Annotated in this window: 22 protein-coding genes and 1 pseudogene; 18 read left to right on the top strand and 5 right to left on the bottom strand. The window is 42.0% G+C overall.

Features of this window, described 5'->3' with window-relative positions:
- Positions 1–266 precede the first annotated feature (266 nt).
- The 5 genes from ltrA to UP17_RS18605 all read left to right on the top strand — a co-directional run bounded on the left by ltrA (position 267) and on the right by UP17_RS18605 (position 5,287).
- The gene (ltrA, locus tag UP17_RS18620; protein WP_061461592.1) at positions 267–1,529 is read left to right on the top strand and encodes a group II intron reverse transcriptase/maturase; all 1,263 of its coding nucleotides are present in this window, start codon (positions 267–269) and stop codon (positions 1,527–1,529) included.
- A gap of 191 nt (positions 1,530–1,720) precedes the next feature.
- The gene (locus tag UP17_RS26855) at positions 1,721–3,379 is read left to right on the top strand and encodes an immunoglobulin-like domain-containing protein (protein WP_081108885.1); all 1,659 of its coding nucleotides are present in this window, start codon (positions 1,721–1,723) and stop codon (positions 3,377–3,379) included.
- A 334-nt stretch (positions 3,380–3,713) separates the two neighbouring features.
- Complete coding sequence (locus UP17_RS27815; RefSeq protein WP_155727368.1) at positions 3,714–3,866, top strand: hypothetical protein; 153 nt, start codon at positions 3,714–3,716, stop codon at positions 3,864–3,866.
- A gap of 129 nt (positions 3,867–3,995) precedes the next feature.
- On the top strand, positions 3,996–4,544 hold the full coding sequence (lepB, locus tag UP17_RS18610; RefSeq protein WP_061464437.1) for a signal peptidase I: 549 nt from the start codon (positions 3,996–3,998) through the stop codon (positions 4,542–4,544).
- Between the two features lie 257 nt (positions 4,545–4,801).
- Positions 4,802–5,287 carry a DedA family protein gene (locus UP17_RS18605; protein WP_061464436.1) on the top strand — a complete coding sequence of 162 codons (486 nt, stop codon included), beginning with the start codon at positions 4,802–4,804 and terminating at the stop codon, positions 5,285–5,287.
- 90 nt (positions 5,288–5,377) lie between these two features.
- On the opposite strand, the pseudogene UP17_RS26850 reads toward UP17_RS18605, so the two are convergent.
- Positions 5,378–5,545 (bottom strand): annotated as a pseudogene (locus tag UP17_RS26850) (SDR family oxidoreductase); the annotation flags it as partial.
- Complete coding sequence (locus tag UP17_RS29325; RefSeq protein WP_284149592.1) at positions 5,542–5,673, bottom strand: hypothetical protein; 132 nt, start codon at positions 5,671–5,673, stop codon at positions 5,542–5,544. The pseudogene UP17_RS26850 and the gene UP17_RS29325, both read right to left, overlap by 4 nt.
- Before the next feature lie 401 nt (positions 5,674–6,074).
- Between UP17_RS29325 and UP17_RS18600 the strand changes: the two genes are divergently transcribed.
- The 6 genes from UP17_RS18600 to UP17_RS18575 all read left to right on the top strand — a co-directional run bounded on the left by UP17_RS18600 (position 6,075) and on the right by UP17_RS18575 (position 13,258).
- On the top strand, positions 6,075–7,412 hold the full coding sequence (locus UP17_RS18600) for an MATE family efflux transporter (RefSeq protein WP_061464435.1): 1,338 nt from the start codon (positions 6,075–6,077) through the stop codon (positions 7,410–7,412).
- 147 nt (positions 7,413–7,559) lie between these two features.
- Positions 7,560–8,972 (top strand): dipeptidase PepV, encoded by a 1,413-nt coding sequence (gene pepV, locus UP17_RS18595; RefSeq protein ID WP_061464434.1) that lies wholly within the window; start codon positions 7,560–7,562, stop codon positions 8,970–8,972.
- Positions 8,973–8,993: 21 nt separating this feature from the next.
- Complete coding sequence (gene dat / locus UP17_RS18590) at positions 8,994–9,848, top strand: D-amino-acid transaminase (protein WP_061464433.1); 855 nt, start codon at positions 8,994–8,996, stop codon at positions 9,846–9,848.
- Positions 9,849–10,140: 292 nt separating this feature from the next.
- Positions 10,141–11,379 carry an Nramp family divalent metal transporter gene (locus UP17_RS18585; protein WP_061464432.1) on the top strand — a complete coding sequence of 413 codons (1,239 nt, stop codon included), beginning with the start codon at positions 10,141–10,143 and terminating at the stop codon, positions 11,377–11,379.
- Positions 11,380–11,674: 295 nt separating this feature from the next.
- A complete protein-coding gene (thpR, locus tag UP17_RS18580; RefSeq protein WP_061466165.1) occupies positions 11,675–12,232 on the top strand; it encodes an RNA 2',3'-cyclic phosphodiesterase in 558 nt (185 codons plus the stop codon).
- A 21-nt stretch (positions 12,233–12,253) separates the two neighbouring features.
- Positions 12,254–13,258, top strand: a complete 1,005-nt coding sequence (locus UP17_RS18575; protein ID WP_061464431.1) for a hypothetical protein — start codon at positions 12,254–12,256, stop codon at positions 13,256–13,258.
- Positions 13,259–13,762: 504 nt separating this feature from the next.
- Here the strand turns inward: UP17_RS18575 and UP17_RS18570 are convergent.
- On the bottom strand, positions 13,763–13,954 hold the full coding sequence (locus UP17_RS18570) for a hypothetical protein (RefSeq protein ID WP_061464430.1): 192 nt from the start codon (positions 13,952–13,954) through the stop codon (positions 13,763–13,765).
- A 62-nt stretch (positions 13,955–14,016) separates the two neighbouring features.
- Here UP17_RS18570 and UP17_RS29320 point away from each other — a divergent pair, with 62 nt between their 5' ends.
- The gene (locus tag UP17_RS29320; protein ID WP_284149540.1) at positions 14,017–14,139 is read left to right on the top strand and encodes a hypothetical protein; all 123 of its coding nucleotides are present in this window, start codon (positions 14,017–14,019) and stop codon (positions 14,137–14,139) included.
- A gap of 291 nt (positions 14,140–14,430) precedes the next feature.
- Positions 14,431–15,213 (top strand): phosphotransferase family protein, encoded by a 783-nt coding sequence (locus tag UP17_RS18565; protein ID WP_061464429.1) that lies wholly within the window; start codon positions 14,431–14,433, stop codon positions 15,211–15,213.
- Here the strand turns inward: UP17_RS18565 and UP17_RS18560 are convergent, their stop codons facing one another.
- On the bottom strand, positions 15,214–15,489 hold the full coding sequence (locus UP17_RS18560) for a YtzH-like family protein (RefSeq protein WP_061464428.1): 276 nt from the start codon (positions 15,487–15,489) through the stop codon (positions 15,214–15,216).
- Positions 15,490–15,741: 252 nt separating this feature from the next.
- Between UP17_RS18560 and trmB the strand changes: the two genes are divergently transcribed.
- Together trmB and UP17_RS18550 are read left to right on the top strand one after the other, a co-directional pair.
- Positions 15,742–16,380 (top strand): tRNA (guanosine(46)-N7)-methyltransferase TrmB, encoded by a 639-nt coding sequence (gene trmB, locus UP17_RS18555; protein WP_061464427.1) that lies wholly within the window; start codon positions 15,742–15,744, stop codon positions 16,378–16,380.
- Between the two features lie 261 nt (positions 16,381–16,641).
- Positions 16,642–17,487: a YtnP family quorum-quenching lactonase gene (locus UP17_RS18550; RefSeq protein ID WP_061464426.1), complete on the top strand. Its 846-nt coding sequence runs from the start codon at positions 16,642–16,644 to the stop codon at positions 17,485–17,487.
- A 48-nt stretch (positions 17,488–17,535) separates the two neighbouring features.
- Here the strand turns inward: UP17_RS18550 and UP17_RS18545 are convergent, their stop codons facing one another.
- Positions 17,536–17,853 carry a PepSY domain-containing protein gene (locus UP17_RS18545; RefSeq protein ID WP_061464425.1) on the bottom strand — a complete coding sequence of 106 codons (318 nt, stop codon included), beginning with the start codon at positions 17,851–17,853 and terminating at the stop codon, positions 17,536–17,538.
- Positions 17,854–18,035: 182 nt separating this feature from the next.
- On the opposite strand from UP17_RS18545, the gene UP17_RS18540 reads away from it, so the two are divergent.
- The 3 genes from UP17_RS18540 to UP17_RS18530 all read left to right on the top strand — a co-directional run bounded on the left by UP17_RS18540 (position 18,036) and on the right by UP17_RS18530 (position 20,725).
- On the top strand, positions 18,036–19,109 hold the full coding sequence (locus UP17_RS18540; protein WP_061464424.1) for a M42 family metallopeptidase: 1,074 nt from the start codon (positions 18,036–18,038) through the stop codon (positions 19,107–19,109).
- A gap of 82 nt (positions 19,110–19,191) precedes the next feature.
- The gene (locus UP17_RS18535; RefSeq protein ID WP_061464423.1) at positions 19,192–19,713 is read left to right on the top strand and encodes a DUF84 family protein; all 522 of its coding nucleotides are present in this window, start codon (positions 19,192–19,194) and stop codon (positions 19,711–19,713) included.
- A 142-nt stretch (positions 19,714–19,855) separates the two neighbouring features.
- The gene (locus tag UP17_RS18530) at positions 19,856–20,725 is read left to right on the top strand and encodes an AraC family transcriptional regulator (RefSeq protein WP_061464422.1); all 870 of its coding nucleotides are present in this window, start codon (positions 19,856–19,858) and stop codon (positions 20,723–20,725) included.
- The last annotated feature ends 113 nt before the right edge of the window (positions 20,726–20,838 follow it).

Here is a 20,838-nt window from a genome sequence, read left to right as displayed (position 1 = left end):
AGTACACTTGGTAACCTTTCCAGTGATGGACAGCTGAATCATCAGAAGTCAGCAGAGGTCATAGTACTTGTCTACTCGAGAAGACAAGGAAGGACCGAACAGATTAAGAAGGATGAATACTAGGCGTTCGTTATCTGTGAAGAAGCAAACAATTCCTAACGGAACTTATTTGAAGGAAGAAGTGGTGAATACACGGGGAACTTCAAAAGGGTGGAGCAGATAAAGGCACAAATAGACCATTTATCCACGTAGAAAGGATATCAACGATGTTAATGGAACAGATACTAGAGAGGGAAAACTTAATACAGGCATTGAAGCGTGTAGAAAGAAATAAGGGAAGCCATGGTGTAGATGGAATGCGGGTCCAAAACCTGAGACCGCACCTCGTAACCGAATGGTACAACATGAAAACTGCCCTTTTACAGGGTACCTATCAACCGAAGCCCGTCCGTCGTATCGAAATCCCGAAACCAAACGGCGGAGTTCGGCTTTTGGGTATTCCAACCGTTCTAGACCGTTTCATTCAACAAGCCATTGCCCAAATATTGACCAAGATATATGACTCAACCTTTTCGGAGAATAGCTATGGATTTCGCCCTAACAAACAAGGGCACCAGGCGGTTCGAAAGGCAAAGTCCTATATAACCGAAGGTTATACATGGGTAGTGGATATGGATTTGGAGAAGTTCTTCGATAAAGTGAATCATGACAAGCTCATGGGAATGTTAGAGCGGAAAATTGAAGATAAACGAGTTCTTAAACTGATTCGTAAATTCCTTCAAGCAGGCATTATGATAGGCGGACTTTTTCATAAAAGTGAGGAGGGAACTCCGCAAGGAGGTCCGTTAAGTCCTTTATTATCTAATATCATGTTAGACGATTTAGATAAAGAACTAGAGAAACGCAATCTTCGATTCGTAAGGTATGCGGATGACAGTACTATCTTTGTGAAGACACGAAAAGCCGCCAAACGTGCAATGGGAAATATCTCAAGCTTCATTGAAAATAAACTGAAGCTAAAGGTCAACTACGAGAAGTCGAAGTATGATCGCCCTTGGAACAGAACGTTTCTCGGTTTTAGTTTCACGAAGTCAAAGAAGAACCCGAAGGTTCTACTGGCTAAACAAACGGTGAAGAGGGTAAAGAAACGAATCAGGGAAATGACCTCGAGAAAATTACCGATACCCATGGAACTCCGAATAAATAAGTTAAAGCAATACCTTAGAGGTTGGATGGGGTATTTCGCCCTCATTGATACTCCGAACGTATTGAAGAATTTAGATTCATGGATTCGAAGAAGACTCAGAATGTGCCTATGGAAGCAATGGAAATTACCAAGAACGAGGGTGAGGAAACTCAAAGGATTAGGCGTCCCATTTGGAAAAGCATATGAATGGGGAAATAGCAGAAAGGGTTATTGGCGCATAGCGCATAGTCCTATTCTAGACAAAACCCTTAATAATGTTTATTGGCTCCATCATGGGTTAGTAAATCTATATGAACGATATACAAAACTACGTCAGACTTAAACTGAACCGCCGTATACCGAACGGTACGTACGGTGGTGTGAGAGGTCGGAGGCTAGGCGCCTCCTCCTACTCGATTGAACTGGAAAAATAGTGGATATTTTAGGGGAATATACCTTTTTGTACCTGCAATCACCAGTCTATCATGTTACTATTATTATAAAGTTAAATATTAATAGACTGGAGTTCGATCAATGAAGATACCTTTAATGAAAGTTGGAATAATGACCTGTTTAACATTCGGTTTGTTCAATGGACAGGCTCTTGCGGAGTCTGGAGTAACCAAAGTCTGTTCAGCTTTTGGTGAAATCCAACCGGAGAAAAATCCTTCCCATAAGCAGATTAATTGTTTACTGACGAATGCGGCAATGGTGGCTGAAATCCCCCCTGAAGTAGTAAAAGCGGTGGCTACGCAGGAAAACGGGGATTGGAGGCAATTTAATGATGCGGGCCAACCCATAAAGTCCGGCGATGGCGGTATCGGCCTAATGCAGCTTACCAATAAAAGTGGGTATGACCAGAAAAAGTTGGAAAGTGATATAGTCTATAATATCGAGGCAGGCGTCGAGGTACTGAGTGGCATGTATTCTAGAAGGGATTTGCCCAAGATCAAGGGTGCAGGACGCAAGGTCATTGAAAATTGGTATTTCCCAGTAATGGCTTACAATGGGACAAAACCGGTGAACAGTCCTCTTTACCAGGAAAACGGGAAAAGAAATGCGAATGCCTACCAAGAGGAAGTATTTTCCGAATTGGAAAACCAAAGTTTTTTGAATGGCACTAAACTGGCAATCTATCCATTTAAAACATCGGACTTTCAATATGACCGGGAGAGCACTGAAAATATCACCTTTAAAAAGCTGGAATACACACTGACAGATCAAACGCATGACTCTGTTTATTGGTTCAAGGCAGGAGACAAAGTGGTGACGACATCCAGCGCGAATATCAGGAAAGAAATAAGCACTACGGCAGGTGCAGTTTCTGTGCCGCTCAATACAAGCTTAATCATCACAGGGAAATTTGACTATCACGAATCTAAGGGAAATAAATTTGTCTGGTATCCTGTACAAACGGAGGACAAAAAGATTAAGGGGTATGTTTCATCAGCTTACATCTCCAATAGGCTATCGATTGTCGTCCCTATCAAGGATACGAATAAACCTGTGATATCAGGGGCTGCTAGTAAATCCATTCCTTTCAACTCAACTTTTAATCCTAAAACCGACGTAAAGGCAAAGGATGATAAAGATGGTGACTTAACGAGTGCCATCCGTGTGGACGGTAAGGTGGATACCAAGAAAGTGGGCACCAATAATTTGACTTATACGGTAGCTGACAAGGCTGGGAATGTTGCAAAGGCCACAAGGAAAATAACCGTTTATGATCAAGTCAAGCCTGTGATTTTTGGTGCTGGGAATAAAACCATCAAACTTAATTCTTCATTTAACCCAAAAACAAACGTGAGTGCCAAGGACAATGCCGATGGCAACCTGACAAGTAAAATCAAAGTGACGGGTACAGTGAATACGAAGAAAAAGGGGACCTATACATTGAAGTATACAGTCACCGATCAATCGGGAAATGCAGTGACAGTCACCAGAAAGGTCACGATAGATGGCACCAAGCCGGTCATTTCCGGTGCCAAGAGTAAAACCATTTCCTACAACTCGACATTCAATCCTAAATCAGGTGTATCTGCGAAAGATAACCTGGATGGCAACTTGACAAGTAAAATCAAAGTGACGGGTACAGTGAATACGAAGAGAAAGGGTTCCTATACATTGACTTACACAGTTACGGATAAATCGAAGAACAAGGCAGAGGTAAAAAGGAAAATTACAGTTAAATAGATGGAAAAAAAGGATTCCGGTAATAGTGGAATCCTTTTTTTGATGAGTGGAATGGTTTTGGCTGAAAGCTGGTATAAATAATAGGAGAAGGTGTTTCAGTGATTTGATCTTCCAGAACGGAGTGGATATTGATGAAAATGCTATAATTGTAAATAGATGTAATTATAATCGATCTGAAGGGAGATTGTTTATGGGCATGTAAACTTGATGGATCAGGTTTTTAGGATTATGAAAGGGACGGCGGGCTGAAAAATAATCCTGGCCTTGGAAAAACGATTCCGGAGTCGGCACTATCGGGAGATATATATGAAAGACTTCTTGACGAAGGCCAAGGATGCCGGTTACCTGCTATCCCGAATTGGTTCGATTGAAAAAAATCAATGAACCTGAATCGGAATTAATGAAACGAATTGACGATATTAATGAGGAAGTCCGTACATATAATGCCATTTGTCCGGCGCAAATGCAGCGCAGGAAAATAGAGTAAGAAAGTATCGAAACCCAACACAGAATTGGGAATTACTGTTAATGCGTAAAATGTAGGTATTTGTATGAAGTGATCATACAAGGATTATGATATAATTGCATCAATAAAAAACAGAGAGAGGGACTACAATTGGAAAAAAGAAAAGAAGTTTTTTCATGGATAAAAGCGATTGGGATTGCAGTCATTCTAGCTTTTTTAATTCGAACATATATTTTTGCACCGATTGTCGTGGACGGTGAGTCAATGATGCCGACTCTGCAAGACCACGAACGAATTGTTCTTAACAAGTTTGGAACGAATATCGATAGTATCCACCGGTTTGATATTGTCGTTTTTCATGCAACGGTAGATAAAGATTATATAAAAAGGGTTATCGGTCTGCCAGGTGACCATATTGAATATAAAGACGATACGCTTTATATTAATGGGAAAGCTTATAAAGAACCATACTTGGACAAATATAAGAAACAGATGGCAGGTTTGCCGCTGACTGAATCCTTCAAGCTCGAAGATAAAACAGGCAGCATGACAGTGCCGGATAACCAGCTGTTCCTTATGGGGGACAATCGCCAAAATAGTTTGGATAGCCGTGAAATCGGCACGATTTCCGTCGATGAAATTGTCGGCAAGGCGAATCTAGTGTATTGGCCGATCAAGGAAATGAAAATTGTGAAATAAGAGGAAGCGGACTCAGATATCGAGTCCGCTTTTTTTTGCCGTTTTTCATTTCCGTAATGGGGAAACATTGACTGCCATTATCATACAAGTCCTTCAACAAAAAACGTGTCCATTCTTCTTTTTTTTTCTTTTTTTATGAAAATCAACTCATATGGGTTAAATTAGGTTATCCTATTAAAAAGAAGTAATCACGTTACCCAGGCCCGCATCAGAAATTGGATTACTTTATAAAAGGGTGCTGAGATGGAGTACTATAGATGGATATAGTAAAAGATTTAATATCAAACTATGGTTATTTTGCGATATATGGACTGTTGGCCATTGGGATTATTGGCTTGCCGGTACCTGATGAGTTCATGATGACTTTTGTCGGCTATTTGTCATCCATCTCCGTTTTGAATGTCCAGGGGGCATTCCTCGTCAGTTTCCTTGGATCGATATCCGGGATGCTTGTCAGTTATTTCATCGGGAAAAAGGTGGGTAAGCCTTTTTTGAGAAAGCATGGCAAATGGATCAAAATGACTCCCGCGAGGTTGGAAAAACTAGAGAATTGGTTCAATAAATACGGTCCTTGGACCATTATCATAGCCTATTTCATCCCAGGAGTTCGCCACTTCGCCAGTTACATGTCCGGAATGAATGGAATGGGGAAAAGAAAGTACTTTATATTTGCAGGTACAGGGGCTTTCAGCTGGTGTTTGGTATTTACGACTTTTGGCTATTTCATTGGTGTGTTAACTTAACTTATTACACTCATAGGTCAAATTTCCATGTTGAATCGGAAAATCCCGTTTCTGGATTTCAGAAACGGGATTTTCCATTTTCACCTTTTATTATTGAGCAGAGTATCCGCCGTCGATGACAAGCTCGGCACCCGTAACGTAGGAAGCGTCATCGGATGCTAGATAAAGCACGGCATTTGCAATATCAGCCGGCTGACCCAAACGCTGTAATGGAGTTGCCTTTATCATTTGATTCACTAACTCTTTTGAATCTACTAATTTTTATGTAATGGGTGTGTCGTCACCCTACATCCTTTTCCAGCTTTCGTCTGAAGATCCATCAAGTACAGTTCCATAGAAGCTATCCAATCAGTGATAATGGCCATTTTATTAGTCAATCTTCCCATCATGATCACTCCGGATTAGTTGTTATGACGATGAATATATGTTCAAGCTTCTTACTGGATAAAAAGTAGTTGTATATTTTAAATAGTGCCGGAAAGTTGATATATTTTAATGGGCCTCCCATAACCCCTACAGGTTGCAATCGTTTTTAATCTTTTGAGATTGATAAGTTTGACTCCGTAGATTGTCAATATCCAAAATGGCTTAACCATTCTATTCGAAACTATTCACAAGTAACCTTGTAGAGGCAGCCATGCATTAGGGTCCTCTATTTCCAGGCCACCTTGGTAGGGGCACAACATGTTCAATTTTTGTACTTTTAATATATTTTTTATAACGTCATTCCAATTTTAACTTTTCAGACCTGAAAAAGTCTTTTATGTAAAAAGGAGGTCATTCAAATATGAATAACAAAATGTATCTTTCCTTGGCCATTCCGCTTACGATTTCGACGATGAGTACGCCCTTGCTCGGTGCGGTTGATACGGCTGTTGTTGGAAAATTGAGTGATCCCGCTTATATAGGCGGGGTAGCTGTCGGAACCATTATCTTTAACACGATGTATTGGCTTTTTGGATTTCTTCGTGTCAGTACATCTGCCTTTGCAGCACAAGCGGAGGGAGCAAGGGATGAAAATCAAAGCCTGATGGCTTTGATTCGGCCTTTTTTCATAGCAGCAATTATCGGTCTTCTTTTTATCGTGATCCAAAAACCCATTTTGAATGTTTCGTTAGGTGCAATCGGTCCGGAATCGGACGTTTCCGCCTTTGCTGCAGATTACTTCAGCATCCGGATATGGGGTGCACCTTTTGCATTATTGAACTATGTCATCCTAGGCTGGTTAATCGGGAAATCCAGGATAAAAACATCTTTGTTCATACAAGTTTTCATGAACGTGATCAATATTATCTTATGCCTGGTTTTCGTAAATGGCTTTTCATGGTCAGTATCAGGGGTTGCTGCCGCTTCATTGATATCAGAGATTGCCGCTTTTTTCCTGGGCTTGTGGGTGATTCGGAAAGCGGTTATCATACCGGATGCTTTTTCATTCCGGGAGGGGTTCGATCATGCTTCCCTGAAGAAAATGATGGTGGTCAACAGGGATTTATTCATCAGGACCATTTGCCTGATTACGGTTTTCAATCTTTTTACGGCTAAAGGAGCCACTTTCGGGACAGAGACATTGGCGGCCAACGCCGTACTCATACAAATCCATTACCTGATGGCCTATTGCTTTGATGGCTTCGCGAATGCGTCCAGTCTTCTAATTGGAAAGGCCATTGGTTCGAGAGATATTCACCTTTATAAAAAAACTCTCTCACTTTCTGCGCAGTGGGGCTTGTATGCCTCGCTCATACTTGCTATATCATACTATCTATTTAGCGATAAGGTCATTCTCCTTTTCACGAATATCCCAGGTGTCATCGAACTGGCCCATGAATACGGACTTTGGATTGTCCTATTCCCTTTCACTGCCTTTATCGGACTCATTTTCTATGGGGTATTTACCGGTGCGACTGAAGCGGTTCCTATAAGAAACTCGATGCTCCTTGCACTATTGGCCTTTCTAGTTGTCCAATTCTCAGCAGTCCCCCAGCATGGCAATCATGGATTATGGCTTGCATTTCTGGCATTCAGTTTAGGTCGTTCCTTATTTTTAGCGTTATATATCCCAAGACTAAACCGAAAAGTAACGGAGTTAATGGATGAAGAGAGTCAAGTGAAATCACCTTCTTTTTAAAAAAGAGGGTTTATAATAAGGGGAATTTATCGGTAGTTTGACATTCGCAATAAAACGGGAATACGAAGAAAAGATTGCTACGCTTGGCGAATCAGATAGGAAAAGTGATAAAATGTAAAATATATATAAAAGAGGAGTTGACGTATTTTGAGTGAATTGAATTGGCGAGAAGAAGTTGAAAAACGGAAAATGGACCTATTACTGGACACACAAAACTTATTGAAAATAAAAAGTGTATTGGATGAAGAGCATCCGACAGAGGAGGCCCCATTCGGTAAAGGGGTCAAGGAAGCGCTTGATTACATGCTTAAATTAGGCGAAAAAGACGGTTTTACTGTGAAAAATGTCGATAATGTCGCTGGCCATATTGAAATGGGTGAAGGCGAGGAGTTAATCGGTATTTTATGCCATGTCGACGTGGTACCTGAAGGAGATGGATGGAGTTCGGATCCGTTTGGCGCTGAAATCCGTAATGGCCGCATATATGCTCGTGGGGCAATCGATGATAAAGGACCGACGATGGCTGCCTATCATGCAATGAAGCTAGTCAGGGAGCTAGGAAAACCTTTGAACAAACGTGTAAGGATGATCATTGGAACGGATGAAGAATCGAACTGGCGCTGCGTTGACCGGTACTTTGAAGTGGAGGAAATGCCATCGATGGGCTTCGCACCAGATGCTGACTTCCCGATCATCAGTGCGGAAAAGGGAATTTGGGATTTCTCGGTTATCCAACCTGCCGATGCAGAAAATGGTACGAGCTCAAACGTGAATGTTATGGAATTTTCTTCAGGCCGAAGGACGAATATGGTACCGGATTTTGCTACGGCGACTGTGGAAGCGGCTAATCCAGTTGAAGTAGTGGCAAACTATAAGGCTTATTTGCAAAAATACTCATTGAAAGGCCAGGCCGTTCCGCAAAAAAATCAAGTGCTCCTTGAAATGAATGGTGTCTCGGCACATGCAATGGAACCGAAAAATGGAATAAATGCAGGTCTGCATTTAGCCGACTTTTTAGCTGATCTCACTCTTGATCCGCAGGCGAAAGCTTACTTCACTTTCATCAAGGATCGTTTGTTTGAAGATTCCCGTGGAAATAATTTAGGTGTGGCTTATTCAGATGAGCAAACAGGAGAATTGACGGTCAATGCCGGCGTTTTCAATTATTCTAAACAAAGGGACAGCTCGATTGGTTTCAGTATGCGCTATCCAGTGACGTTTGAGTGGGAACAGGAAAAGGCGGCATTGGAAGAGAGGCTTGCGGCATATAATTTGAAAGTGAAGACCAATTCGCATTCTATTCCACATTATGTGAGCAGTGAAAGCTTCTTGATTAAGACGTTGCAGCAAGTTTATGAAGCGGAGACAGGTGATAAAGCTGAGCTTCTTTCGATTGGCGGCGGCACCTACGCCCGTTCATTGAAAGAAGGTGTTGCATTCGGCCCGCTTTTCCCTGGCAGCGAAGATATTGCGCATCAAAAAGATGAATATATTGATATTGAAGATATGCTAAAGGCCACGTCCATTTATGCACGTGCCATTCATGAATTGGCTAAATAAAAGGCTGAGAAGGAGAAAGACATGGGAAAAATCATTTTTAACGGCGATCTTAAAAGCAGGTCCGAAGTACAGGTTGACATTGAAGATCGGGGATATCAATTCGGTGATGGCGTCTATGAAGTCATCCGGGTTTATAATGGCGAATTATTTGCGGGAGACATGCATCTAAACCGGCTGATGGACAGTGCGAAGCTGATTCAGATGAAAGTTCCCTTTACTGTAGCGGAAATCAAAACCCGCATGGAAGAACTGATCGCTGAAGATCAACTGAAGGACGGTATCGTCTATATGCAGCTGACAAGGGGCGTATCTCCACGAACACACTCATTTCCAACTGCTGAGGTGGAACCGGTCTTTGTAGCCTATACGAAGGAAACGCCTTATTCAGGAAAAATGAAGCCAGGGGTCAAGGCTGTTACCACCGACGATATACGCTGGCTGCGCTGTAATATTAAGAGTTTAAATCTACTTGGTAATATAATGGCTAAACAGCAAGCGGTTGAAGCTGGGTGTGATGAAGCGATCCAGCATCGAGATGGCACGGTTACGGAGGGAAGTTCGTCAAATGTTTCAATCGTGGTGGATGGACTACTTAAAACGCATCCGGCCACCAACTTGATCCTGAATGGAATTACCCGTCAGGTGATGCTGAAACTTTGCGCTGAACATGGAATTCCCTATGTCGAAGAGACCTTCACTGTCGAGGACATGATGGCAGCCGATGAAGTCCTTTATACGAGCACAAGCGTCGAAGTGACACCAATTATAAATATCGATGGCCAATCGATTGCAGCCGGGGAACCCGGTCCGATAACCCAAAGAATTCAAAAACTGTTTTCCGAGGAAGTCGAGAGGCAATGCGGTTCGGTTAAATAGATACAAACCCCCCTTTGCCGAAACTGGCAAGGGGATTTTTTTTAAATGCTTCTACTTTAAAGCCGAACATGAAAGATTTTTATAGTGCAATTGGCCTGACTTCAAGTCAGAAGTGTCCGAACCTCTTTTTACACGCCTTCGTTCACATTAAAAACATCCACCTCATGCAGTTAAATTCATGTAAAAAAATTTTTTTGACATTTTCAAGATCCAGGAATATAATTGCTAATAACCTAAAAAGTTTACCCGTTGCAACAATTTAAGTTGCGTGTAAAAAGGAGCTGAAATAGAAATGTCCGATGTATTGCATCAATCTTCCTCGAGAGGGATCAAACAACTGCTTCCTTATCTAGGGCCGGCCTTTATAGCAGCTGTGGCCTATATTGATCCAGGGAATTATGCTACCAATATTACTGCCGGATCTAAATATGGCTATACATTATTATGGGTTATCTTCGCATCTAATTTAATGGCTGTGCTGATTCAATCACTATCCGCTAAATTGGGGATAGCGACAGGAAAGAACCTACCTGAGTTATGCAGGGAGAAATTTTCGAAAAAGACATCTTTCTTATTATGGATTCAAGCCGAAGCAGTCATAATGGCAACGGACTTAGCTGAATTCATAGGAGCGGCACTGGGAATTTATTTGCTATTTGACTTACCGCTCATCACATCGGCCATTATTGCAGCGATTGGTTCTTTTGCCATTTTGGAAATCCAGCGTAGAGGTTATCGGACATTCGAAGCCTTGATCACGGTCATGATATTTGTTGTGGTGATTGCCTTTGGTGCTCAAGTTTTTTATGCGAAACCTGACACTTCATCCGTTGTCTTAGGACTCTTCACTCCAAAATTCGAGGGAGTGGACAGTATTTTACTATCGGCAGGTATGCTTGGAGCTACCGTTATGCCACATGCGATTTACCTTCATTCCTCTTTAACTCAGAAGAGAATTGTCGGTAAAAACGATTTCGAAAGAAAAAGAATTTTTCGTTTTGAGCTAATTGATATTATCATCGCCATGGTGATTGCAGGTGGGATCAATGCCGCAATGGTCATTGTTTCAGCTGCCCTATTTCATAAGAATGGAATACTTGTAGAGGATTTGGATGTTGCCTATCAACAATTCGGTGCCATGCTTGGACCCTCTGTCGCGATGCTCTTTGGAATAGGCTTATTATTTGCCGGTTTATCCAGCTCATCCGTTGGTGTATTGACAGGTGATGTAGTCATGCAGGGATTCATTAAAAGACGTATACCGATCTATTTGAGAAGGGCCATATCGACGGTCCCGCCTCTGCTGATAATATTATGGGGAGTGAATCCATCTAAAGCACTTGTGATGAGTCAAGTTATACTCTCGTTTGGCATCGCGTTTGCCTTAGTGCCATTGATCATGTTCACAAGCAATAAAAAAATCATGGGCAACCTGGTCAATCACAAAATCACCTCAAGCACTGCCTGGCTCATAGCTGTACTCATCATCGGACTGAATTTGTTCCTTCTTTACGAAACGCTGTTCAGCTAAAAGGAGAAGAGGCAGATAAGGAACATTTTGACTGCACACCAATTGTTAGACAACATCTAACAATTGGAGGTGCAGTTTTTTTGTTAATCCGTCCTTCCTTGCAATAATCCGCCCCAAACTATTATGAACAATCCCTCTGAAGGATTACTTCCTCTATAGCTTCGTTCACAGTATGGAAGGCAGGGATTCCAGTCTTTTTTTGATGGAGGGAATATTTATAAGGAAGTCCATGAAAGTATAGGCAATGGGGATTATGGTAAAATTAATGGGAAAACAGGAAGGGATGTTTGCGACCATGAATACTCATTTTTTCTTTGCTTTAGTATTACCTGATGATATTAAGTCTTATTTAAATGCTGTTACGGAACAGCTGAGGTCAGACTTTCCATTTAAGAAATGGCTGCATCCAGCCGATTATCATATTACGATGGCATTTTTGGGCAATGCGCCCGATCCATTGAAAAAGGAAGCTTTGGAGCGTGTGGAGAGCAAGCTTGCTAATGAAGCCTCATTTGGTTTGAAACTCGGCGATATCGGCGGTTTTGGCAAGAGTGAGAGTCCAAGGATTCTATGGGCAGATGTCAACCAGCAAGAAAGGCTTTTTACCATTCAAAGAAAAATTTATAATTCATGTATCGAGGCCGGTTTTGAACTTGATAAAAAGCCGTTTAAGCCTCATATAACGCTGGCAAGAAAATTTGAGGGGGAAAGTCCCTTTTCGTTGGAGAGCGTCCGGCGGATGGCAAATTTGGAGGATAAGCATTTTGAAGCTGACCAGGTTGCGTTATATCAAACACATCTTGGAGCCTCGCCGTCATACGAGAAGATTTTCACGATACCCCTTGAAAAATAGAGTGAGAGGGGTGGTGGCTGTATGGCACAGCTCATAAAGATGCAGGATTATATTTCCCGGTATGAGCAGGATATTTATCGATATCCAACACAATTTGCACGGTTGAAAAAACAGCAATGGGATACATTGAAGGCTGCTTATAATGCGGGTGAGCTAGATCGGTTGTATAGCGAATATGCTGAAAGTGGAACACAGGTCAAGATTGATACTTCACAGGAAGGGTCAAAGGGCCTGTTTAAAAGGGTGAAAGGCATATTCCACAGGGCTGAACAGGAGGCAGAGGCGGAAGAGTTGGTAATACAGAACCAAGTTGAAAATACGAATGTATTTTCATTAAAGTTTCCGTTCCGTCCGGCCAGTCTGGATGAATTAAAGCAGAATTTTTTAAATCAATTGCTCCGCTTCCAAATGGAATGGGGAAGTTCGACGCTTCGAGAAAAGTCATTTGTGGACCAATCATTCTTTTTGGATGAAAGGCTCCGCTTTTTTCTGCAGCGTTTTCCGGATACGTTTCTTGTATTATATAAACCAATTTTTCTATTGAAAAATGCTCCTGTTGAAGTCGATGTCATTTTATTGACCCCAGTTGACGCTTGGTGCATCACTTTTCTGGAAGCTGAGGAAGACGCTGCTTTCATCGGTGGGGGTGATCGGTTCTGGGTCCGCAGGCATCATAAGCATCCTGATAAAAAAGTGCTCAGCCCTTTGCTGGGCGCAAATCGGATGGGGAACATCGTCTCCCAGTTATTTGAGCTTTATGAAGTGAACGTGCCGATTAAGAAGGTGATTCTATCCCGGAATGGATATGTGGATTATCCCAGAGCTCCTAATGATATTACGATATTGGATAAACGGACCTTCCCGGATTGGTTTGATAGGCTGCGGAATATATCATCTCCTCTTAAGGCACAGCAGTTAAAAGGCGCACAGGCATTGCTGGAATATTGCCAAACTACATCCAGCCTGCGACCTGAATGGGATGCCGAATATAACCAAACAGAGGGAAATGAACATGCCGCCCCTTAATGACACGCTGTATTTCATTGTCAATCCAATGGCAGGGAAGAAAGCCGAGGAAATACTGAAATCAAAAGCTGTGCCCTATGAGGTGTTTTTTACAAGGGAAAAGAGGCAACGCTAAAATTGACGAAGGAAATACTATCAGGGACAAATCAGGAAACCCGGATGATCGCTGCTGGGGAGATCAACCATTAATGAAATGATAAATGGCGCAATTGGTTTTCTCATGAGATCATCGGCTCCCTTGCGGCTGGGTCTGGCAATGATTATGTAAGGGGCATTCAAAAAACTGAGAGTGTGGAAGAACCCTTCCTTTATTTTAGGATAACGATTTAGTGCAGTGGCCAATAGACAGTTCGAGTCGAATGATAAGGTTGGTTATTTTATGAATAGCCTTGGCATGGGAATTGATGCTGAAGTTTCCGCTGAAGGGGCCGTTCCCTTCTGAAAAAATGGTTTAATTTCGTCAGAGCGGGTAAATTAATTTATCTGCTCATTTTTATAAAAAAGTTATTTTCTTATCAGCCCAGCGGTATGATGAAAATCGGCAGCTTTTGAAACAGTATGGTTCATGGTCATTGCGAGCCAGCCATACTTTGGCGGTAGATTGAAAATTTCAACGATGTCAAAGCTGGATGATGTCAGGTTGAATGTGATTGCGGTCCATGATATTACATGATTGAAATTATTGACCGAATTCATTTCACCTAAATATTAAAAATGTTGATTCTTTTTCTGGTAAAATGAAAACAATGAGGAATCACGTGTCGGTAAAAATCCAGTCTGATGGGGAAATTGTTGGAATGGATGAAGCAGCTGCAGTGGTTCTGAAAGAGAAAATCCGCTTCATGTTCAAGGATGATATTCCATGCAAAAATATGAAATGATTTATTTGTTTTTGTTTTATGCGTATAATCGTTCTATAGTACTTGACGAAGAAACCGTTTTTCAACTAAAATTTAATTTATGGCTATTGTTTAATTGCTCAATAGCTATTTTTTTATTTCTCTAAATGAGGATGTTTTTAATTGCGGGTATCATCCCGATGCACGTATATATGCAGCTTCGCCAGCAGGCGGATTTTTTATTAAACATGGACTCAAAGTAGTGGTATTACATACACTAGGTGAACGTACCCATATTTGTATGATTAAGCGAGGAAATCGAAGGTGAACCAGTTGGAACATTTATTAGGTCAGGAGTGGGATATATCCCCTGCTGGAGGAGCTACGGGAGAAGCCTTTATTGCCGAGAAAGAAGGGCAGAAGCTCTTCCTTAAACGAAATTCATCGCCATTTTTAGCTGTTCTTTCAGCTGAGGGCATTGTTCCAAAGTTAATGTGGACAAAACGCCTGGAAAATGGGGATGTAATTACGGCCCAGCATTGGATGGAAGGCAGGGAGCTATCTCAGCAGGAAATGAACAATATAAGAGTCGCAAAGCTGCTTCAAAAAATTCATCAATCCAATCCTTTGTTAAGCATGCTCAAAAGGCTTGGGAAATCCCCTTTACGACCTGAAAGTATACTTACAGACATAGAAACCGGGTTAACTTCGGATGTTACGGATATTCCGATTATCAAGGATGCCATCCATTTTTTACAGAACAATCTCCTGTTGATTGAATGCGACGAAAAAGTCGTCTGTCATTGTGATGTGAACCATAATAATTGGCTCATGACCGAAACCGACGGATTGTTCCTGATTGATTGGGACGGAGCGGTCATTGGCGATCCGGCCATTGACCTCGGCATACTCCTGTATTCATATGTCCCAAGGGAAGAATGGAATCAATGGCTTGCCCGCTATGGCAAGAAGCTTGACGCAGGCCTGGAGATGAGGATGAAATGGCACACGGTTTCACAACTTGTGCTTTCCATCCAATGGCATCATCGTAGAAAGCGGTACGAGGAAAGAAATGAACTACTGCAAAAACTTGAAGCATTATTGATGGTTGACTGATCAGAATTGATCTATATCATCCACCCACTGGGACAAGTCGTTCTGGTGGTTGGATATATGTGCATCCAAATCGGCGGTACCGATGCCTGTCTGACTGTATTCGTAAATCTCTGTCAGTATCGTTTTCACATTGCTGTCAATATCCATGTTGATCATTAAGGATTTTACGAGCCTTTCAACCTGTTCACATTCAGCAACGGATCCGCAGCAGTCTTTTTGATGATTGGTTAATATATCTTTTAATAGTGACATTTGATGTTCATGGGAAATCGGCATTTAATACCTCTCCTTTCTTAAATATGGATTCTAGGGATTCCCAGGTGGTTCTCGCCTGCCCTTCACTTATTTATGGTGTGTTTTGCGGAAAGTTTTATACATGAAAACTACAGAGACTGTCGCCTGGATGGCCGGCAGTTTTTTTATTTGTTCAGTGGGTGCATGCAGGCTTTTCCTGAAAAAATCAACTTGCAGGAATCCATCCACTCGTGTTATGGTTTGAACGATTATATTATAAATAGGGGTGTCATCATGCGTTTAAGAAATAAACCTTGGGCTGAAGACCGTTTGAATGATTTTCCACAATATGTAATTCATCAGCCAGTGAGCCATAAAGGTAAATGGCATGAAGTTTTTGGTAACGATAATCCGTTATATATTGAAGTGGGTACGGGGAAAGGCCGTTTCATTACAGAAATGGCAAAAGCCCATCCTGATGTGAATTTCATTGGAATTGAAGTATATAGAAGCGTCATTGTAGCTGCACTGGACTTGCTGATTGAAGCAGAAGTTCCGAATTTAAAGCTGTTGAATGTTGACGCAGCGAACTTAGGCGAATATTTTGCAAAAGGTGACGTGGATCGCGTCTACTTGAATTTCTCTGATCCATGGCCAAAATCACGCCATGCAAAACGTCGGTTAACGTATAAGACATTCCTCGAAGTATATGAAGGAATCCTGCCAGACAACGGCGAGATTCATTTCAAGACGGATAACCAAGGGTTATTCGAATCTTCCTTGAAGAGTATTTCCGAATACGGCATGCTCTTGAAATATGTAAGTCTTGATCTGCATAACAGCAGTTTTGAAGGGAATATCATGACTGAATATGAAGAAAAGTTCTCGAGTAAAGGCAACCGGATATACCGATTGGAAGCAATGTTCCAATAATCATCGTTCAGAAACCAGGTGCACAGCATCTGGTTTTTAGTTTGTTAAAATCAAAAAATGTTCATATCTCCCTTATGTAAAAGACAGGATTAATGCTGTTAATCATCAAGGATGTCAAGGAAACTCAAGAGAGATTATATTGAAATGTATCCACCATTATTGTCCTACTATGGATTTCCAGGATTTACGAGAACGAGATGGATTGTTATCAATTTCAATATCTGGAAGCGGGTGTTAAACTAAAGGAAGAGGAGGGGTAAAATGGAAACGATGCAAATAGGGGAAATTAAATTAACATGGTTGAATGGCGGTGTTACTCACTTGGATGGTGGCGCGATGTTCGGTGTTGTACCGAAACCGCTTTGGGCCAAGAAGTATCCTGTTAACGAAAATAACCAAATCGAGTTACGTACCGATCCGATTTTAGTGCAGGCAAATGGATTGAACATGCTTATAGATTCCGGTATTGGTAATGGAAAGATGAATGACAAGCAAAGACGGAATTTTGGGGTGACGGAGGAATCCAATCTTGTTGAAGATCTTGGCAGACTTGGGATTCAGCCAAATGATATCGATTACATTTTAATGACGCATCTACATTTCGACCATGCCTGCGGTTTAACGAAACGTAAAGGTGAAAATTGGGTTCCTGTTTTCGAGCGTGCAGAAATTATTACGACCCAAACTGAATGGAAAGAAATGCAAAACCCGAATATTCGTTCAAAAAGTACATATTGGGCAGAAAACTGGGAGGCTGTCGCTTCTCTTATTCGTCCTTTTGAAGGGGAGCAAGAAATTACGGACGGCATTAAAATGGTCCATACTGGGGGTCATAGTGATGGACATGCAATCATCATCATTGAAGATGGCGGAGATAGATTGATCCACATGGCAGATATCATGCCGACGCACGCGCATGCGAATGTCCTCTGGGTCCTCGCTTATGACGACTATCCTATGACTTCCATCGAGGCGAAGGAAAAATGGATGAAATCCGGACTCGAAAATGGGTCCTGGTACAGCTTTTACCATGATGCCCACTATTGTGCCATCAAGTGGGATGTAACGGGCAAGGATATAATAGCCGAATTGAAACGGAAACGGTAAGCGGGAAAGCAAAAGGAGGACGTCATTTTGACTGCCCTCCTTTTTGTATCAATCATTTTGTACATTAAGTTCCAATATCGTTCCAGTAGAGGCATCTGCAATAAATTCGAATTGCTCGCGTTGTCCCTCTGTGTTTCTAGTGATCCCGCCTTTGTACACTTCATAGTCCAAATCATTTTTTGTATAGTTTTCCGGCTTCATCAAGATCCATGAGCCATATATATTTCCATCCTTTTTGACTGTTTCCTTCACTTGGGCCAAGACTTTATCCGGAGAAGGTTTACTTGATTGATCCAATATTTGTTTTGTTGCATAGCCAGCGGCAAACCCGGCTGCAGTACCTAGTAAAAACGTTTTCCAATTCATTTATTTCTCCTCCATTGCATTTTTTAAAACCACTCCCACTAGTATACAGAAGAACACATTATTTGACTAATAATTTGAAATTTTAACCATTAACTGATAAATTAGAACTTTCTAGTGTAACATGAAGCTAAGTTCTGTAAAATAGTAAGTAACAATACAATACATAGGTTAGGGGTAAAAAAATGAATCATGAGACTTTAGAACTATTTAAAACATTGACGGAATTACCAGGAGCCTCGGGAAATGAACATGCAGTTCGGAGTTTCATGAGGAGTGAGCTGGAAAAGTATTCGGATGAAGTCGTCCAAGACCGCCTTGGCGGAATATTTGGCTTAAAAAGAGGGAATGAAGAAGGGCCGACTGTCCTGGTTGCCGGGCATATGGATGAGGTGGGCTTCATGGTCACTTCCGTAACGGAAAATGGAATGATTCGTTTTCAGACCCTTGGAGGCTGGTGGAGTCAAGTGCTTTTGGCCCAAAGAGTCGAAATCATTACCGATAACGGCCCGGTCATTGGTGTAATCGGTTCGATTCCTCCTCATTTGCTTGATGATTCGCAACGCTCAAAACCGATGGATATCAAAAATATGCTGATTGATATCGGGGCGGATGATAAGGAAGACGTGAAGCGAATCGGTATTAAGCCCGGTCAGCAGATTGTACCGATTTGTCCATTCACGCCGATGGCCAATGAGAAAAAAATCCTTGCAAAAGCGTGGGATAATCGATACGGGTGCGGACTTGCAATCGAATTGTTAAAAGATTTAAAAGATGAAACATTACCGAATATCTTATATTCCGGAGCAACCGTGCAGGAGGAAGTGGGATTACGGGGTGCGCAGACTGCAGCTCATATGATCAAACCGGATCTTTTCTTCGCTTTAGATGCAAGTCCGGCGAATGATATGTCCGGCAGTAAAAGTGAATTTGGCCAGCTAGGGAAAGGGGCACTACTCCGCATTTTTGATCGTTCGATGGTTACGCATCGCGGCATGAGGGAATTCATCCTTGATACGGCAGAATCGAATGATATTCCGTATCAATATTTCGTTTCCCAAGGAGGCACGGATGCAGGGCAGGTCCATATTGCAAATGAAGGAATTCCAAGCGGGGTGATTGGTATTTGCTCCCGCTATATTCATACACATGCATCCATGATTCATATTGATGATTATGCCGCTGCACGTGAACTGATTGGGAAATTGGTTCGTTCCTGCGATAAATCGACATTTGAGACTTTGATAAATAACGGTTGATGGAGGAAGCTGAAATGGAAAGGGATGCTGTCATGTATCCTTTTCCAGCAGCTTTTTTTTACATAGAAGGAAGGTAAGTATATTGAAAATAGCAGTAGGCAGTAAAAATCCGGCGAAAGTAAAGGCAGTGCTTGATGTATATGTAGAAGCTGAAATCATTTCGCTTCAAGTGGAAAGCGGGGTCTCGGACCAGCCATTTTCAGATGAGGAAACGTTGGATGGGGCAATGACACGTGCCCGGAATTGCTTGATTCACAGTGATGCTGAAATCGGTATCGGACTTGAAGGCGGTGTCGTGAAAATGGAACAGGGCCTATTTCTGTGTAATTGGGGTGCGATGGCCACGAGAGACGGTAAGGTCTTTGTAGCTGGCGGAGCGAGAATCCCACTACCCAAAATTGTTGCTGAGAAGCTGCTGGGCGGTCAAGAGTTGGGCCCGGTGATGGACGCCTTCACAAAGCAAGAGAATATTAGTAAAAAGGAAGGGGCGATCGGGGTGTTTACAAATGAGCGAATCACCAGGGGGGAAATGTTCCTTCATATCATGAGGATGCTTGCCGGTCAACACGAGTATAAGCTGAAAATGAAAAAAGAGGATTTTTGAATCATGTCATGACAGAATGCATACCTCGGATCGGCGAATTCGGGTTTCGAAGCATGAAAAAAGAATACTGCCAAAACAGAGCAGGATCTGACAGGATTTTAATGAGCGGGGTTGCTAGTATAAATGACAAGGGGTGAGCGGAATGGGGTGGGTTGAATCAATCCAGAAGGCGATCGAGTATATCGAGGAGCACTTATTGGAGGATCTGACAATCGAGAGCATTTCCAGGCAAGCGAATGCATCAGCTTTTCATTTTCAAAGGACATTCACCATTTTAACGGATATTTCGATTGGTGAATATATCCGGCGTCGAAGATTGACATTAGCGGCCCAGGAGATTTCATCCACAAATGGCAAGGTCATTGATTTAGCCTACAAGTATGGCTATGACACTCCCGAGGCATTCTCAAAAGCTTTTCGAAGGCAGCATGGAGTATCTCCAAGTGAAGCCCGAAAGTATATGGGGAAGCTGAAATTCTATGAACGCCTGGTGATACAGGTGATTTTGAAAGGGGCAAAACCGATGAAATACAGTATCCTCGAAAGGGATTCCTTTCAATTGATTGGCATCCAGCAAGAGTTTTCCTTGGTTAATGAAGAAAATTTGGTTGGGATTCCGATGTTGTGGGATAAAGTGAATGCGGATGGAACCAGCGATAGGTTAGGGAAGTTGAATAATGGCCAAATAGATGGCTTGATTGGTGTATGTGTCGATAAGCGGGCAGTGGAAAAAAATGAAACAATGGATTACTGGATAGGTGCAGAGTATACCGGGAAAGTGCCTGAAGAGTTTTCAACACTTACGATACCGGCTTCCAAATGGGTTGTATTTGAAGTCCACGGGCCAATGCCGGATGCCATTCAAAAAGCCTGGAAGCAAATTTTTTCCGAATGGTTCCCTACCAGCGGTTATGAACATGCCGGGACTCCTGAATTGGAAGTATATGCGAATGATGACGCATCAAATCCTGATTATTATTCGGAAATTTGGATTCCCATTAGAAAGGGATAAGTTTTAAATCATAAAATATTGTTTTTCGCTTGTAGGGAGATTAGGTTCATCTCACTTTCCCTACAAGCTTTTTATTTGGGTATAGACCTTTTCTCGTTATCAATCAATCCACA

The organism is Peribacillus simplex (assembly GCF_001578185.1).
In the GTDB taxonomy this organism is placed as follows: Bacteria; Bacillota; Bacilli; order Bacillales; family DSM-1321; genus Peribacillus; species Peribacillus simplex_A.
Note: the sequence above shows the minus strand (reverse complement) of the source record. Positions and strands in the feature narration are given on the sequence as shown.

What these genes read in the sequence shown, in the direction of transcription:
- UP17_RS18570 (WP_061464430.1), bottom strand. Translation starts at nt 13,954, where the DNA reads ATGAATTCGGTCAATAATTTCAATCATGTAATATCATGGACCGCAATC.
- UP17_RS18560 (WP_061464428.1), bottom strand. Translation starts at nt 15,489, where the DNA reads ATGCCGATTTCCCATGAACATCAAATGTCACTATTAAAAGATATATTA.
- UP17_RS27815 (WP_155727368.1), top strand. Translation starts at nt 3,714, where the DNA reads ATGCCGGTTACCTGCTATCCCGAATTGGTTCGATTGAAAAAAATCAAT.
- UP17_RS18540 (WP_061464424.1), top strand. Translation starts at nt 18,036, where the DNA reads ATGAATCATGAGACTTTAGAACTATTTAAAACATTGACGGAATTACCA.
- UP17_RS18605 (WP_061464436.1), top strand. Translation starts at nt 4,802, where the DNA reads ATGGATATAGTAAAAGATTTAATATCAAACTATGGTTATTTTGCGATA.
- UP17_RS26855 (WP_081108885.1), top strand. Translation starts at nt 1,721, where the DNA reads ATGAAGATACCTTTAATGAAAGTTGGAATAATGACCTGTTTAACATTC.
- UP17_RS18575 (WP_061464431.1), top strand. Translation starts at nt 12,254, where the DNA reads ATGGCACAGCTCATAAAGATGCAGGATTATATTTCCCGGTATGAGCAG.
- trmB (WP_061464427.1), top strand. Translation starts at nt 15,742, where the DNA reads ATGCGTTTAAGAAATAAACCTTGGGCTGAAGACCGTTTGAATGATTTT.
- dat (WP_061464433.1), top strand. Translation starts at nt 8,994, where the DNA reads ATGGGAAAAATCATTTTTAACGGCGATCTTAAAAGCAGGTCCGAAGTA.
- UP17_RS18545 (WP_061464425.1), bottom strand. Translation starts at nt 17,853, where the DNA reads ATGAATTGGAAAACGTTTTTACTAGGTACTGCAGCCGGGTTTGCCGCT.
- UP17_RS29325 (WP_284149592.1), bottom strand. Translation starts at nt 5,673, where the DNA reads ATGGGAAGATTGACTAATAAAATGGCCATTATCACTGATTGGATAGCT.
- UP17_RS18530 (WP_061464422.1), top strand. Translation starts at nt 19,856, where the DNA reads ATGGGGTGGGTTGAATCAATCCAGAAGGCGATCGAGTATATCGAGGAG.
- UP17_RS18550 (WP_061464426.1), top strand. Translation starts at nt 16,642, where the DNA reads ATGGAAACGATGCAAATAGGGGAAATTAAATTAACATGGTTGAATGGC.
- UP17_RS18600 (WP_061464435.1), top strand. Translation starts at nt 6,075, where the DNA reads ATGAATAACAAAATGTATCTTTCCTTGGCCATTCCGCTTACGATTTCG.
- thpR (WP_061466165.1), top strand. Translation starts at nt 11,675, where the DNA reads ATGAATACTCATTTTTTCTTTGCTTTAGTATTACCTGATGATATTAAG.
- UP17_RS18585 (WP_061464432.1), top strand. Translation starts at nt 10,141, where the DNA reads ATGTCCGATGTATTGCATCAATCTTCCTCGAGAGGGATCAAACAACTG.
- ltrA (WP_061461592.1), top strand. Translation starts at nt 267, where the DNA reads ATGTTAATGGAACAGATACTAGAGAGGGAAAACTTAATACAGGCATTG.